At 52.4% G+C, this 15121-nt stretch carries 15 protein-coding genes, 1 tRNA gene and 1 pseudogene; 7 read left to right on the plus strand and 10 right to left on the minus strand.

The window, feature by feature from the left end:
• Positions 1 to 48: 48 nt before the first annotated feature.
• Positions 49 to 1161, plus strand: coding sequence for a PA0069 family radical SAM protein (locus PQU98_RS00925; RefSeq protein ID WP_272743008.1), 1113 nt, complete (start codon positions 49 to 51; stop codon positions 1159 to 1161).
• A gap of 6 nt (positions 1162 to 1167) precedes the next feature.
• On the opposite strand, the gene PQU98_RS00930 is transcribed toward PQU98_RS00925, so the two are convergent.
• Complete coding sequence (locus tag PQU98_RS00930) at positions 1168 to 2328, minus strand: Gfo/Idh/MocA family protein (RefSeq protein ID WP_272743009.1); 1161 nt, start codon at positions 2326 to 2328, stop codon at positions 1168 to 1170.
• Between the two features lie 88 nt (positions 2329 to 2416).
• Entirely contained in the window at positions 2417 to 2875 is a 459-nt protein-coding gene (locus PQU98_RS00935; protein WP_272743010.1) for a YaiI/YqxD family protein, read from the minus strand.
• Positions 2876 to 3107: 232 nt separating this feature from the next.
• Between PQU98_RS00935 and lon the strand changes: the two genes are divergently transcribed.
• The 5 genes and pseudogenes from lon to PQU98_RS00955 all read left to right on the plus strand — a co-directional run bounded on the left by lon (position 3108) and on the right by PQU98_RS00955 (position 7231).
• Positions 3108 to 5504 carry an endopeptidase La gene (lon, locus tag PQU98_RS00940; protein ID WP_272743011.1) on the plus strand — a complete coding sequence of 799 codons (2397 nt, stop codon included), beginning with the start codon at positions 3108 to 3110 and terminating at the stop codon, positions 5502 to 5504.
• A 299-nt stretch (positions 5505 to 5803) separates the two neighbouring features.
• Entirely contained in the window at positions 5804 to 6082 is a 279-nt protein-coding gene (locus PQU98_RS00945; protein WP_267526569.1) for an HU family DNA-binding protein, read from the plus strand.
• Between the two features lie 154 nt (positions 6083 to 6236).
• Positions 6237 to 6312 (plus strand) — tRNA-Val (locus PQU98_RS00950).
• A gap of 319 nt (positions 6313 to 6631) precedes the next feature.
• Positions 6632 to 6790 (plus strand): annotated as a pseudogene (locus tag PQU98_RS16985) (DUF6538 domain-containing protein); the annotation flags it as partial.
• Between the two features lie 114 nt (positions 6791 to 6904).
• The gene (locus PQU98_RS00955) at positions 6905 to 7231 is read left to right on the plus strand and encodes a hypothetical protein (protein ID WP_272743012.1); all 327 of its coding nucleotides are present in this window, start codon (positions 6905 to 6907) and stop codon (positions 7229 to 7231) included.
• Positions 7232 to 7486: 255 nt separating this feature from the next.
• On the opposite strand, the gene PQU98_RS00960 is transcribed toward PQU98_RS00955, so the two are convergent.
• The gene (locus PQU98_RS00960) at positions 7487 to 8008 is read right to left on the minus strand and encodes a hypothetical protein (protein WP_272743013.1); all 522 of its coding nucleotides are present in this window, start codon (positions 8006 to 8008) and stop codon (positions 7487 to 7489) included.
• 274 nt (positions 8009 to 8282) lie between these two features.
• Here PQU98_RS00960 and PQU98_RS00965 point away from each other — a divergent pair, with 274 nt between their 5' ends.
• Positions 8283 to 8540: a helix-turn-helix domain-containing protein gene (locus tag PQU98_RS00965; protein ID WP_272743014.1), complete on the plus strand. Its 258-nt coding sequence runs from the start codon at positions 8283 to 8285 to the stop codon at positions 8538 to 8540.
• Here PQU98_RS00965 and PQU98_RS00970 read toward each other — a convergent pair.
• From PQU98_RS00970 to PQU98_RS01000, 7 genes are all read right to left on the minus strand, one after another.
• Positions 8533 to 8889 (minus strand): hypothetical protein, encoded by a 357-nt coding sequence (locus tag PQU98_RS00970; protein ID WP_272743015.1) that lies wholly within the window; start codon positions 8887 to 8889, stop codon positions 8533 to 8535. The two genes, PQU98_RS00965 and PQU98_RS00970, sit on opposite strands and share 8 nt — an antisense overlap.
• Before the next feature lie 358 nt (positions 8890 to 9247).
• Positions 9248 to 10489, minus strand: coding sequence for an HNH endonuclease (locus PQU98_RS00975; protein ID WP_272743016.1), 1242 nt, complete (start codon positions 10487 to 10489; stop codon positions 9248 to 9250).
• On the minus strand, positions 10486 to 11454 hold the full coding sequence (locus PQU98_RS00980) for a DNA cytosine methyltransferase (RefSeq protein WP_272743017.1): 969 nt from the start codon (positions 11452 to 11454) through the stop codon (positions 10486 to 10488). The genes PQU98_RS00975 and PQU98_RS00980 overlap by 4 nt, the downstream gene beginning before the upstream one ends.
• Positions 11454 to 12404, minus strand: a complete 951-nt coding sequence (locus PQU98_RS00985; RefSeq protein WP_272743018.1) for a DNA cytosine methyltransferase — start codon at positions 12402 to 12404, stop codon at positions 11454 to 11456. The genes PQU98_RS00980 and PQU98_RS00985 overlap by 1 nt, the downstream gene beginning before the upstream one ends.
• Entirely contained in the window at positions 12401 to 12724 is a 324-nt protein-coding gene (locus PQU98_RS00990) for a HigA family addiction module antitoxin (protein WP_272743019.1), read from the minus strand. The genes PQU98_RS00985 and PQU98_RS00990 overlap by 4 nt, the downstream gene beginning before the upstream one ends.
• A gap of 220 nt (positions 12725 to 12944) precedes the next feature.
• Positions 12945 to 13208, minus strand: coding sequence for a hypothetical protein (locus PQU98_RS00995; protein ID WP_272743020.1), 264 nt, complete (start codon positions 13206 to 13208; stop codon positions 12945 to 12947).
• A gap of 71 nt (positions 13209 to 13279) precedes the next feature.
• A complete protein-coding gene (locus PQU98_RS01000) occupies positions 13280 to 14824 on the minus strand; it encodes a DEAD/DEAH box helicase family protein (protein WP_272743021.1) in 1545 nt (514 codons plus the stop codon).
• Positions 14825 to 15121 lie beyond the last annotated feature (297 nt).

The raw sequence follows: 15121 nt of genomic DNA on the forward strand, positions 1-15121 counted from the left end.
TTACATTTAATGTTCTTGATTTGTTCTGACGTGGTGTTAGCATGATGTATGCCTATTCCGACGCTCAGAACCGATCTTATTACTGACGAAAACGCCCTGCCGAACAGGTTGCGTAAAGGGCGGGGCTCAGTGTCAAACCGTACCAGCGGACGGTTCGATGCGCCGGATCTCTATGACATCGACGATGGCTGGACGCATGAGGAAAGGGCAGGATTTGAGCAGCTTAAAACCATTCTGGGCGTTGATACCGCGCGCAAAATCATTACGCGCAATGCCTCGCCCGATATCGGTTTTGACCGGTCTATTAATCCGTACAAAGGCTGCGAGCACGGTTGCATTTACTGTTTTGCACGTCCCAGCCATGCCTATCTTGATCTGTCACCGGGCATAGATTTCGAGACGCGCATTTTCCGTAAACCTGATGCCGCCAGACTGTTGCGGCAGGAATTGTCCGATCCGCGCTACAAACCCGCGCCGTTGATGCTGGGGATCAATACCGATGCCTATCAGCCGACCGAGCGAATGGAACGCATTACCCGTAGTCTGCTTGAGGTGCTGTTTGAGTTTCGCCATCCTGTACATCTGATTACCAAATCCGCCTTGATCCAGCGTGATATGGATATTCTGGGGCCTATGGCGGCGTTGCGGCTTGTCACGGTAATGTTGTCGATCACGACCCTGGACCGGCATCTGGCGCGGATTATGGAACCAAGAGCCGCTACCCCTCAGCGACGGCTGGAAACCGTGCGGGCTTTGCGCAATGCGGGTATCCCGGTCGGGGTTATGGTGGCGCCCATCATCCCCGGCCTGACTTGCCATGAAATTGAGAGCCTTGTGAAGGCGGCGGCCAACGCGGGTGCCGCAAAGGCGGGCTATAATCTGGTGCGGTTGCCCTATGAGATCAAAATCCTATTCGAGGAATGGCTAAGGCTTAATTTTCCGGATCGGGCCAATAAGGTACTTAATCATATTCGCCAATGCCGGGATGGCAAATTAAATGACCCTAATTTCGGTAGCCGAATGACGGGGCAGGGGCCTTATGCGGCCCTGATCGCCCAAAGGTTCGCGCTGGCCGTCAAACGCCACGGACTGAACTGGAAGCCGAGTAATCTCGATTACAGTCAGTTCCGCGGCGGTGATCCTCAGATGACTTTATTTTAAGAGCGTTTAAAGCTTGACCGTCGCGCCGCCGTTGTCGGCGCTTTTGTACATAGCCTGAATGATGCGCATGTCGCGCAGGCCCATTTCTCCGGGGGTGCGGTGAGGCTTGCCGGTTAGGGCTGCCGTCGAGAAGCCATCGAGCTGAGCGGCAAACTGCACCAGAGAATCGCCGGCGCGGATCGGGCGGGTGGCATCCGTATGGATAACGCCGCCAATGCTGTTGTAATCCGTGGCAGGGTTGAGCGCGATGTAGCCCTTGGTGCCCAATATCCGCTGCTGGCTGGTATAGGCAAAGGTGTAGGACGATGAGCCTTGGGCGGTGATGCCGGATGCAAACATCAGGCGCCAGTCAACGCCGCCTTCGACTTCGGTAAAGCGCGGATCACCTGCTGGGGTGGTGTAGACGGCAGAGACGGCAATCGGTGGTTCATCGACATACATCAGGCAGCCGTTTAGCGCATAGATGCCGATGTCATACATCGACCCGCCACCGCCGAGCGCCTTTTCAAGACGCCATTTGACCGGTGGATAGGCGGGGTTAGCCGGAAAGCCGGTTTCGCCTGAGAAATAGCGAATATCTCCGATTTCGCCGGCGCGCAGGCGGCGCAGGGCTTCCATATTGTTGGGCTCGAAATGAACACGATAGGCCACGCCCAGTTGCCGGTTGGCGGCCTTGGCGGCGGCGACCATCGCCTCACATTCTTCGACGGTTGAGGCCATCGGCTTTTCGCACAGCACATGCTTGCCGGCTTTCAGTGCGCGGATAGTGTATTCGGCATGCAGGCCGACGGGTAGAGCGATGTAGACGCAATCGATGTCTTTATCATTAGCGATCTTGTCGAAGTTTTTGTAATCATAGAACTTATTGACCCCGTACCGCGCCCCGACATCGCGGGCTTTTTCAGGGTTGCCGGAGACGAGCGCCGTCACCGCAGACTGAGACGCGGCTTGTAAGCCCGGCAGCACCTGACCAATGGCAAACGAGCCCAGCCCTACGACGGCATAGCCCATGCGCTTAGCGGGCGGTTCCGGCATTTTAGGGTTACCCAAAAGTGGCTGGCCCTTGGCAACCACTTCGGCCTGCGCGGCTCCCGCTACGGACGCAGCAAGGGGGGCGGCGCTGGCACCCAATAACAGCCGGCGACGATCGATCTCAAATCCGCTCATGATTGGCTTCCCTGATAATTTTGGCCTGATGGTTCTAGTTGGACGTTAGCGTTACCATTGTTTCAAGAAAGGTCAATTCGGACGGTATTTATCGCCGCAGTTTTTGAGAGCGGGTAATGGTCTGATCCAGAGTTTGCAAAAACTGCGAGCGGTTGGCAGCTGAAAACGGCGGCGGGCCGCCAGTGATTTCGCCGGTTGAGCGGATGTGTTCCATGATAGAGCGCTGGGCCAGGGCGACGCCTATTGAGTCCTTGGTAAAGGCGCGGCCATTGGGGGCAATGGCATAGGCGTCTTTGGCTAATACTCTGGCCGCTAAAGGGATGTCGTTGGTGATCACGATATCTCCGGCCACAGCCTGATCGGCGATCCAGTCATCGGCAATGTCAGGGCCGGCATCGACGATCATTCGGTGAATGAGCGGTGATTTGGGGATCTGAATAAAACTGTTGGAAACCACAAATACGGACAAGCTGTATCGGGCTGCGACCTTATAGGTCTCCTCCTTTACGGGGCAGGCGTCGGCATCAATGTAGATAATCATGGGCATGTCAGGTTCATATCAGGCCCGTTAAGCCATGTCCCTTGAATATTATCCGACCTATCCCACATAGAATTCAGGCTCATCCACAGTATCTGATATAGCTCAGGGCTTAGTGCCGGGCGAACAGGCTATCGGATGAGGCCTGAATCACTCTAACCTTGCAGGGCTTGGGGAAACGGGCTTTATTGTCTTTACGGAGATTTAGCTACGGCTCAGGTTTCCTGATCAGGAGTATGTAATGTTTGATGTTTTGACAATTCCGGTTCTGCCGCTGCGCGATATTGTGGTTTTTCCGCACATGGTTGTGCCGCTGTTTGTCGGCCGGGATAAGTCAGTGCGTGCCCTTGATGAGGTCATGAAGGGCGATAAGCAGATCCTGCTGGCGACGCAAAAAAATTCCTCCGATGATGATCCTGAAGCCGACGCCATCTACGATATTGGTGTGCTGGCCAACGTGCTGCAGTTGCTGAAGTTGCCGGACGGCACGGTAAAAGTGCTGGTCGAAGGTAAGTCGCGCGTGAAAATCAAGCGCTTCACCAAAACCGACAGCTATTATGAGGCCGAATCCTACGCGCTGGAGCCCAGCCTGTCGGAAGGCCCTGACCTCGAAGCTTTGGTGCGCGCGGTCTCTGAGCAGTTTGAAAACTATATCAAGCTGAACAAGAAAATCCCTGCTGAGGCCGTAGCAACCCTGGCTGAAATTTCCGATCCGGACGTATTGGCCGATTCCATCGCCGCCCATCTGGTGATCAAGATTTCCGATAAGCAGAACCTGCTGGAGCAGCTTTCGGTCACCAAGCGCCTTGAGAAAATCTATGCCCTGATGGAAGGCGAAATCTCTGTCCTTCAGGTCGAGAAGAAAATCCGCTCGCGCGTCAAGCGCCAGATGGAGAAGACCCAGCGCGAATATTACCTGAATGAGCAGATGAAGGCCATTCAGCGCGAATTGGGTGAGCAGGACGAGGGTAAGGACGAACTGGTCGAACTTGAGAAAAAGATCAAGGCGACCAAACTGTCCAAAGAGGCCCGCGATAAGGCGATGGCTGAACTGAATAAGCTGCGTCATATGTCGCCCATGTCGGCGGAATCGACGGTGGTGCGCAACTACCTCGACTGGCTGCTGGCTATCCCGTGGGGTGCCGCCAAGACCAAGCCGATCAAGCTGGATAAGGCTGAGGAAATCCTCGATGCCGATCACTATGGTCTTGAAAAGGTCAAGGAGCGCATTCTTGAGCACTTAGCCGTGCAAGCGCGCATGGGCACCCTCAAAGGCCCGATCCTGTGCCTTGTTGGCCCTCCGGGTGTCGGTAAGACGTCGCTCGGTAAATCGATCGCCAAGGCGACGGGGCGGGAATTTGTGCGCATCTCATTAGGCGGGGTACGTGACGAATCCGAAATCCGCGGTCATAGGCGAACCTATATCGGCTCCATGCCCGGCAAGATCATTCAGTCGATGAAAAAGGCCAAAACGACCAACGCCTTCTTCCTTTTGGATGAAATCGACAAGATGGGCGCTGACTGGCGCGGTGATCCGGCCTCGGCCCTGCTTGAGGTGCTGGATCCGGCGCAAAATTCAACCTTCAACGACCATTATCTGGAGGTCGATTATGACCTCTCCAAGATCATGTTCGTGACGACGGCCAACTCGCTCAACATGCCGCAGCCTCTGCTTGACCGGATGGAAATCATCCGCATCCCCGGCTATACTGAGGATGAAAAGGTTGAGATTGCCAAGCGTCATATCCTGCCGGTACTGGCCAAAGAACACGGTTTGTCGGCTGAGGAATGGATTGTGCCGGAGCAGGCCATTCGTGACCTGATCCGCTATTACACGCGTGAAGCGGGCGTGCGCTCATTGGAGCGTGAACTCGGCAATCTGGCGCGTAAGACGATCCGCGATCTGGCCAAGGAGAAGGTCAAATCGATCACGGTTGGTGATGAGCGTCTGGCCAAATATGCCGGTGTGCGCAAATATCATTATGGCGCAACCGATGAAGAAGATCTTGTCGGTATGGTCACGGGCTTGGCCTGGACGGAGTTTGGTGGCGATATTCTCACCATCGAAGCCATCAAAATGCCCGGTAAGGGCGGCATGAAGGTCACCGGCAATCTGAAAGAAGTCATGAAGGAATCGGTCTCTGCGGCCAATTCTTACGTGAAGGCCTTGGCACCGAAGTTTGGTATCCTGCCGCCGGTGTTCGATAAAACCGATGTCCACGTCCACGTCCCGGAAGGGGCTACGCCAAAAGATGGTCCATCGGCCGGTGTGGCTATGGTCACGGCCATGGTGTCGGTTCTGACCGGCATTCCAGTTCGCAAGGACATCGCTATGACAGGTGAAATCACCCTGCGTGGGCGGGTGCTGGCGATTGGCGGTCTGAAGGAAAAGCTGCTGGCGGCGTTACGTTCCGGTATCAAGACCGTACTGATACCGAAAGAGAATGAGAAAGACCTGATTGATCTGCCGGCCAATGTGAAGTCGGGTCTGGAGATCATTCCGGTATCTCTGGTTGAGGATGTCCTGAAACATGCCCTGACCAAGCCGCTCGAATCTATTGAGTGGGTGGAGCCGGTGGTGGTCGCAGGGGCTGCGGTTGCTGCCATTGATGATCCGGACGCACTCACCGCACACTAAAAGCGCGTCCCGTTACAATCAGGCCGGTCTGTTTCTCGCGAATCAGACCGGCTTTTTTGTGCGCCGCATCACGGACGTGTAACGATAAGAAAATGGCCGTGAGGTATAAAAAGACGATAAAATCGCCTGAAACCCTTAAAAAAACACGGTTTGCGGTGCAAAAAATGCAATTTGGCTTTTGACCTGACGGTTTTTTTGTAGTCTCTATCGGTTTCGCCTTCGAAGGGCACGCTGAAAGTGAGTCGTGCCGTCAAAGGATAGTTTTTGGCAAACCTATACTGATGGTAGGGAGAAAATATATGACGACGAAAGCTGAACTCGTGGCATCGATTGCCGAACAGGCCGGCCTGACCAAAGAGCAAGCCAAGAAGGCACTCGACGCTTTTACCGACAGCGTTTCGGATGCTCTCAAAAAAGGCGAAGAAGTCCGTCTGGTGGGCTTTGGCACCTTCCTGGCCGTCAAGCGCGAAGCCGGCACGGCTCGCAACCCGCGCACCGGTGAAACGGTTGCTCGTCCGGCCAGCACGACCGCACGCTTCCGCGTCGGTGAAGGCCTGAAGTCCGCTCTTAACGGCTAAGACTTATTTGAGACGGTTTTCGCTGCGCGCACCTCTGATGGGGATAAATGCGCATCAGACCGCTTCAATGACTTGACTTCTGAAGCGGAGGCGGGCAAAGGCTCACCTCCACTTCAGAGACCGCACAGATATATGATGTCATGCGGTTTTAAGGGGGCGATTAGCTCAGCTGGCAGAGCGGCTCGTTTACACCGAGTAGGTCGGCGGTTCGATCCCGTCATCGCCCACCAACCCCTTGATTCCATTGAATTTTCCGAAAATAATCGTCGAAATGAGGCGCTTTGTTGCCCCGTTTTGTATCACCAGACGATTTCCGGACAGCCAATTTCCATAATAGAATCAAACAGTAACGGACAGGCGACTGTTGCCCCGTTCAGTAGCACCGCCGGGCAAAGCCGGGCCTCCCGACTGTTTGGGCATCGTCGGACGACATCATCCTCAAAAACAATGGCCAAACCATCGATCCACGGTTCGTCGAGACCGTCCGGGATGGTCGAAACAGATCGCCCCGGAAATGACCGGCGCACATCATCTTCTCAAAAGCATGGGATGTTCGTCAGGGGACGATCCTTCTATGTTCGATGGAAAATCCCCTCACGACTCCAACCCATTATCGGGCAGTCACATTTCGTTCGGTCGTTGAAGACAGGACGATGGGCCGATGCTGTCCGGATGATCCGGGTAGTCAGTGTGGACTTCGAAAACATGCTCAGGAAGGCCGAAGGAGCGTCTGCGGTAAGCGTCTCGTTCATTTCGACCCCAGCGCCCCACGAGATCGTTCAAGCCGGTCCAAGCCCTATCTCACAGCCAATAGACGATGGGATGACGCTTCAACAGGTCTTCGACATGTTCATGAGCGATCCGTCGAAGAAACGAGCATGGACGACGATGGCACGATACCGTGAGACCATGGGAGTGGTGTTCGAGGTTATTCCGCCCGACACGCCTATCAAAAAGGTTGATCGCGTCCTATGTCGGCAGGTGTTGGAAATGGTTCAATGGCTTCCGGCCAACGCTACGAAACCCGTGCGTAGCCAATCTTCAATCAACGCTCCTGTAAAAGCCTATGTCCTTCAAATGTTGGGTTACGTGATGTCGCAAGCAATCCCTTGCACGGTCTGCATTTGCGTCACTGAACCCGTGAGATAAATTGTCTCATGCAAAGGCTGGTCTGTCGAAGTATCCGGGACACTTTTTTCACGAGATTGACCCGGCCAAATGAACCGGCTGAACACAAACGCATGATGGCAAATATCGATGCGGAATTTCAGGACGTGGCTGACACGCATGAAATCTGCCGCATTTATTATATCATGGCGAAAGAGGGGCTGGTTCCATCCGTAGGCTATTCCTACGCATTTCCGTAGGTCTGAAAAAGCCCGCCGTTCGTGCGGCGGGCTTCCATCATGCGATCCCGACGTTCTCCGCTACCGCCTTGATGATCTGCCGGGCTTGCGCGTCGGTCAGATTCTTTCGCGCCGATCCGTTCCGTCGCCAGTCATCAAGTTCGTCGATCTCGATTTCATATTCATCGAAAAGGTAGCCGCACAAGTTCTCGAAATTTATCGCGCACCCAGTGCGGCCGACGTGCTCTTCCCAGCCTTCGATGATCTGGCGCTCCGCCATCCAGCGGGTGACGCGCCCCTCGGATCGGTGGTTCTTGAGGAACGATGCCGACAGGGCGTGAAGGACCCTGTCTAAAAACTCGAACTGGCCGCGAATGGTGACGGACAGTCCAATGTAGGCTGCGGCAACTATGAGGATCGTGAAGATGGCCGCGTTGTCGAGACCGTCCGATACCGTCTCCGGCGCGAAGACGCCAACGACGGTTTGTTGGATGGCTAACGCCGAAATTATCATGGCGAAGCCGATTGCCGCCCATACAACGACAAAGAGCTTCTGGACCGGAGAAAGGCAGTTGATCATGCAGACCTCAGCGAACTTCCATTGGCGGATGGACTATGTTGCCGCGCCCGTATTGTGCTTCGAGTAGGTTCCGCGCATCGTTGGGATTGTTAGCCTGAATGCGGACTTCACATACCTGCCCTCTGGCAGTTCGCACGTGCGCTCGAAAGTTTCTCATCGGAATAGCCTCCCTCTAAAAGCAACTTCGCTAGGCGGCGCAATTTGCCACCAAAATATAACGAATTGGAATATCTTATGGCGCAATCTACTTAACATTGGGTCAACAAGGCGACCCATGCGCAGTATCCATTCCAAGCCCTATTCGATGATTATCGATGCCTTGATCGTGGCGAGGAAGGCTGCACCCTTGACGCAGGTGGAACTGGCAAAAATCTGGGGTAAGAAACAGCCGACGATCACCAAGATTGAACAGTGCGAACGCAGAATCGATATGGCCGAGTTTCTTGAACTCTGCATCATCCTCAATACCAATCCGACTGACATCCTGCGTGAGGCGCATCTGGAAATGAAGCGTTCAATGTTGTCTAGGTAACGCTGCCTTTGACGTTATCCAGTGCTGCTGAACCAAACAGAACCGCCGCTTCTGCTTCTGTAGCAAGCCTTTCATCGAGCACTCGCAGATGGTTCTCTTCGATGTCCTGCCATTTTAGAAGATCGATCACGCGCGCTTCGACAAGCACTTCCATCGCGTATATCTGACCTGAAGCCGTCCGAATGGTTGTGAAGTCTGGCAGATCAGACAAAGCGTGCCACTGGGCCTGAGCACCGATCCGACGGTTCAGACATTGAAAAGCTTCCAAGAAATTTGGCTGACCGTCGCCTCGCGCCAAGACTCTAAAATCAATCACCCATGCAAGTTGGTTTGTCGCGCTGGAACCCATGAGAAAATTCTCGCACGGAACCCGAATCTGTCAACGCATCCAGATGTAGAAACACCCCCGCCAAAGCGAAATATGCGAAATTCATATATTTTTATATATGCGATTTTAGAATAATAATGCCGTAGTGCTCAATCACTTCATACTTACGCCGGAGGACCAACCTGTCATCACAACCTAATCTCCCCAGCTTCGACGCCTGCTTCCAGAACTGGCTCAACGCTCAGTCCGACGATGACTTGCGCCGGGCTTTGGACGAGGATCGCGGCGAGATGATCCGTGAGAGGGTGATAGCGGAGATTGAGCGGCGGACAGGAATTATGAAACCTTGATAACCTTTTCCTGTATAATATTTGATAAATTATAAGTAATTATCACGCCAAGCAATGTTTGCAGGATTTATAAATGGCGGATACGTTACCCCTTCAGGTATGAATCCATAATTTGCGCTGCTGGCCACATTGTCAGATAGCATGATACTTCCATCTATCCTTAGCCTTATGTTGCCAGAGTCAAATAAGCGGTGAATGTCGATACGTAGACAAATGCCATTATTTTCATCATCCGATCCGCCGTTCTTAACCGGGACTATGTGAGCAGCTTCGAGTATTTCAGGAATTTTTTCGCCAGTAATGAAGCAAGTCCGCTCATAAGCATTCAAAACGCGCGATCGAAATTTTGACTGTCCTGTCCGTGCTAATACAGTGGTCATTACTCGGGTGCGTTCAATTATAGATGGCAACGATGAGTGTCGAACATCGTCTACAGCCCTTGCTGCACTAGCATCGTCCTCGAAAATCGATTCCTTTGATGGCGCGCTGACTGATTCAACGTCAAACAATTCATCCATAACGAATTTTTGCTTCGAAACGTGCACTCCTGCCCCAGCTTCCAACCTCAGCAATCCAAAGTTTGCCAAGAAAAGAAGAAACTCCCTTGCAAGCCTACGGTCATTGTCCATGGGAGCGCAATCTGGCCAGCCATGAACAATAGAAGGATCAGCCCTATATCCGAATAGCATAGAAGCTATTGTATCGACAGAAGCTTTGGCACCCGCCAATGGTATTACAACCTTGACCAATTCTTCGTTGGTTAGATATGCGGCCGACGCCCCGGAATTGCGGCCTAATTTTTCAATAATTTCTAAAATCAGTTTTAACGGGCGAATTTCGAGGTTTGCTTCTCTCCACTTATCAATTTCATCGCTTGAGTAAGTTGCTACGTTGGGTAGCATCGTTTGCTGCACCATTAGTGCGGCAAACTCTGCCTGAGTAATATATCCGTCAGCTACCCGTCGTCCCAATGGCGTCAGTTGAATTAATCCTCGACGCGCCGAGGTTAAAAGCCCAGTTCCACGCCAGTATTGTCCCGAATTTCTGAACAGATTTCTGCTCGGGTCGCGCGCCAAGGTGACAGAGGACTCTGTCTCTTCTTGCACGATTTGCAATGTGTCTTTGAGTCTTGGATCGGCGAAAACCCGCCCCTCATGACGGCCAAGCGCCCGCAGCACACCAAGAAAAACTGGCGCTTCAAGTAACCCTTCGCTGGGCTGAACACTAAGCCACCGCCACTTGTAGGTATCAAATGGCTTGATCGGCGTCATGCTGCTTCCGACACGTTCGATTCTTTAACCGCTTTATTAGCACTCATGAGCATAGTGCCTATAGCTTTACCCAGCAGCGGTGGCACAGCGTTAGCTATTTGGCGATACGCGGACGTTTTAGTTCCTGCGAACACAAAGTCGTCAGGAAATGATTGAACGGCTGCAAGTTCCCGTGCCGTCATGCGGCGGTGATTGTTGGGATGGTGAAGCACCACAACGCCACCTTTTTCGTCACCTCTTGCCGTTACGGTAGGAGAAGGACGGTCTGCCTCTATGTAACGGTGCCCCAAATGCCCATTAAAACGCAACTTGTAACGAGAGCATTGATGGTTAGGGATGTTTAATCCGTCTTCAGGCTCAGGAAAATGTGCAAGGGCCTTACCGACCGTGAACCAAGGCTTTAACTTATTAACGCTTGCAGAATCCGGCGACGTATGGGTTGGCTTCGGAGGGAAAGAAAGCGTGTCTGGCACGTCTTTCCGCACACCGACAATAATTACTCTCATCCGAGCTTGGGGCACCCCGTAGTCGGCGGCGTTTACAACTTGATAGTTGACCCGGTAGCCCAACCCTTCGAACTCTTCAACAATACGCCGAAGTATTTCCCCTTTGCCGATTGAAGCCAGACCCTTTACATTTTCCCCGACAAAGTAGCGTGGTCTTTTGTCCCTTACGACGCGAACAAGCTCTCTATAGAGTGAATTGCGAGGATCACTCATGGTGCGCCCCCAATTTGCTACCGAAAACCCTTGGCAGGGGAAACCACCTACCACGACGTCACAATCTGGAATTTCAAAACTTTTAATTTCGCATATACTGCGCGTGTCTATGTGGTCGCCAATGTTATTGCGGTATGTTGATGCAGCATCTGCAAAAATGTCATTCGCCCAAACGATTTCCATACCCGCTTGGATCAATCCAAGGTCAAGCCCTCCCGCTCCAGAGAACAATGAGACGACTTTCATTACGCAACCTCTTTAAGGATTGAAGTTTTTGCAAGCTGTTGCCCTAAAGCTTTCGCAAAAAGAACAGGAACGGCATTACCCACTTGGCGGTAACAGGAGTTCATCCCTCCAATGAACTCGAATTTCAGGGGAAATGCCTGTATAAGTGCTTGTTCTCGAATAGACATACGGCGATGATTTCTTGGGTGCTGAATTGCACAAACCCCTCCCTTGCCATTGCCTCTCGCAAGAATGGTCGGGGAAGGTTTGTTTGGGTCAGTGGTTCGGTGGCCCGTAAAATTCCGGTTGGTGACTTTGTATTTTGAAAAAACGTGGTTAGGCAGCTCGTTTGTGGAGCCGGGTTCAGGTATATCTTCCAAACACTCACCAATCGTTAACCATGGCTTCAGCCCCCCGTTCATTTTTGAAGGGTCGCAATGCGTCGGGTCAGGGAAGATGAAATCTGCGGCCTCAGGCAGGTCTTGCCGCGTCCCAGCTATGATGACGCGACGACGCATTTGAGGAACGCCAAAGTCGGCCACGTTAAAAAGACGTTTAGAAACACGATACCCTGCATCGGCAAAATCGGCTTCAATTTTCTGTATCGCACGACCGCCAGCAAGGCTAAGTATGCCCCTGACATTCTCTGCCAAAAAATATAGAGGCTGTTTTTCTCTAACGATCCGCAAGAATTCGAGGTAAAGTCTGTTACGTTCATCTTCGTCGAAGCGCAACATATTGGCTTGCGAAAATCCCTGACAGGGAAATCCACCTACAACGACATCGCAATCAGGGATTTGCATCGACGAAATTTTACATATGTCGCCCAAGACGATCTCGGTTCCGATGTTGCCTTTGTAAGTGGCTACCGCATCTGCGTCGAAATCATTGGCCCAGATAATTTCATGGCCAGCTTGGATAAGTCCAAGATCAAGGCCACCAGCCCCAGAAAATAGTGATACGATCCTCATGCGGCTCGCCTTTGCTTTTTGGAAATTTCGATCATCGACGTCTGAATGGTCGGCAGCATATCGATCTGAGCACCGAGCTTTTTCTTCGCCAAATCAATCTCATATTCTTTTTGGAGATTGAGCCAGAATTCTGGGCCGACGCAAAAAAAATGGCCAAGCCGCAAGGCAGTATCGCCGGTAATTGCCCGCTGACCGTTTATTATTTCAGTTAGCCGATTAGTTGGCACCTTTATGTGCCTTGCCAGTTCAGCGGCAGCCATATTGAGGGCTTTCAGCTTCATGCCCAGCTCGACGCCCGCATGGGTGCATTCTTTTAACATGGCGACGCAATCCCAGAATCAAATCGAATCAATGAATAAGTCTTTCTTGCCGATATGCATTACGTCAAGCGTAACTCTGGCAATTATGCTCTCCGCGCAACGAGCAACTTATCTCCAACAAATCAGTTCCCTATTTGTTCCAATAATGAGCGGTTGTCAATAATTTTGGGTCAGGTAACTGGGTGTAGGTCAACCGGGAAGGAGCACCGCCTTCAAACTGCTAGATGCTTTCAGATTCTATGAAAAGTGAAATGCCGTTTGGAATTGTCTCTTTAGCACGTTTTGAAGAACCGTTGGCATCGACCGCATCGAATATCACCCTCTCTAGCTCGGCGCGTCTCTCATCGAGTTCATCGTTCCAAATTGCAACGACAGCATGGTCACTGATATTATGATCTGCCTGATATAAAGCTATAGCGCTGGCAGCTTTTTCCTCGTCGGTATAGTCATAAAGCCTGTCGGCTATATCCACAGTGATGGACATTTTCTTATCCTTAGAAGTCTCATGGCGTAATGCAGGGGCGCTATTATTAATGTATACTACGAGATAACCGCCTAATCCAAGTCCTTCAAAAGCGGCATATCCTGTCCAGCCGCAAGCAGTGGGATAGCCTTGTCGACATATGAGATAAGTGGGTCCCGGCGTTTCTGCCAGCCCTTCAATTCGGTCGCACTAAAGTCAGCCAAACGATTATACCCGGCAGCTACCGCCTTCCGCGCCCATTTCTCCACGAACTTCTTGTCGTCATTGCGTTTGGATCGTGCGGCAGACGCAGCCTTCATCTCGGCTAAGCGTTCTTCATCTGATTTCTCGACCAAGGTGGCGATCTTTCGGTTGATGGACGACATTGCGCTCGACCCCACATGGGTCAGCACGACATTATTAAAACCGTTCTTATTCAGATGTTTCTGAACCGCCTCAGCCTGCGGCTTCTCATAGAGATAGATCAGATACGGTCCTGAATGGTCCCCGTTTCGGATGGCTCCGCGCATGATCATCTGACGGATTGCCTCGGTCTCTCGCGCATCAGTGATGTCAGCCGCCGTAATGTCCGTAACCTCGGTAATGGGTTTGTCGGTCGGCGTGTATTTGGCGCTGTAGATGAACGCACATTTCGTAAGATGTCGGAATTTGTTGAGACCCATCGCCAAAGGCGCAATGAACTCGCCACCAAACCGTCCTTGGAACCGTTTCTCGACACTCCCATTGGCTGACCAGAAACCGAGGTCAGGGTCGTGTTTGGATATGTAGTCAGCAACCTCGACAATAGCTTTGAGACCATCCTCGCTGTCCCAAAAGCTCGTGCTGCCGGTGTGTGAATCGGCGAAGTAGCGTATCTCAATTTCTGGCTGGCCGGTCCGGGGACGAGATACATCGGTCTCGACCAAGTGGAAAATATGCGAGAAGAAGAATGCCATCGCGCGGTAACCCAGACTACCTTTATAATTGGATGCCGAGATATAAATCTCATTGAAAGCAGACAGATACGTCGGAGACCAGAATGAAAACCAGCGGAAGGCTTTGCGGGCCTTGAGCGCCGCGTCCTCAATGAAAACTCCGGTCGGCCGCAATGCTTCTTTGAGGAACTTTTGTGCGTCTTTACTCAGATCGTTGTGGCGCGGTTTGTTCGCGGCTACGCCGTCCATCGTATAGTGCGTCCAGCCGTTGTTGCTACCGGCCGGAACTAGGCCGTTTATGATCAGGTCGTAGGTCGCCCCTGCTTGAACCTGACCGGAGTGTAGGGTCGATGGGGCTTCATCGATCATCACGCTCCACCCTTGGAAGGCGTTGAAGGCATTCCCGATCAAGGTCTCGTGGGTGATGAACACGACGGCGTGGGGATGATGGGCATTGATCTCGTCCTTGAGCGCGACGAGTTGGTCAAAGACCTTGCCATTGGTCTTACCCCCGGAATGAAGTCTCCGGATATACGGGATCAACCCTTCCTTCTTCGCCCGCGCTTCCTGTTCTTCGGCGAGTTCGATGGTCGGACACGCAAATAGATAACGCCCCGGCGTCATGGCCGCGACATTCCTGAGCTTATCAGTTTTCCCTGCACCTTGGTTGCCGGTGATGACGTTGAGGGTTCGTTTAGCCATTGTGGTATAAGACCTTTTCAAGCAGGGTCGTGGTTCGCATGATGGTAGCATGATGCGGTTAAAAATATCTGACGGACATGTATTCTATATAAAAACGTCAGATATTTTTTGACGAGGACGGGCCTATACGAGTGGATGCCCCGGCAGGAACGAGTAAAGGCCACGACCTCATCCCGGAGGCGGTAAAGCCGCAGGCGATGCCCGGCTCCGTTCAGGCGTTGAACATGATCCTCTCAATGACTTAGACCGGCCTTGAGGCTTTGAGGATGAGTGATGCGTCGCAGCAGCCGCCATGTC

The sequence above is a fragment of the Asticcacaulis machinosus genome, assembly GCF_028550435.1.
GTDB lineage: Bacteria > Pseudomonadota > Alphaproteobacteria > Caulobacterales > Caulobacteraceae > Asticcacaulis > Asticcacaulis machinosus.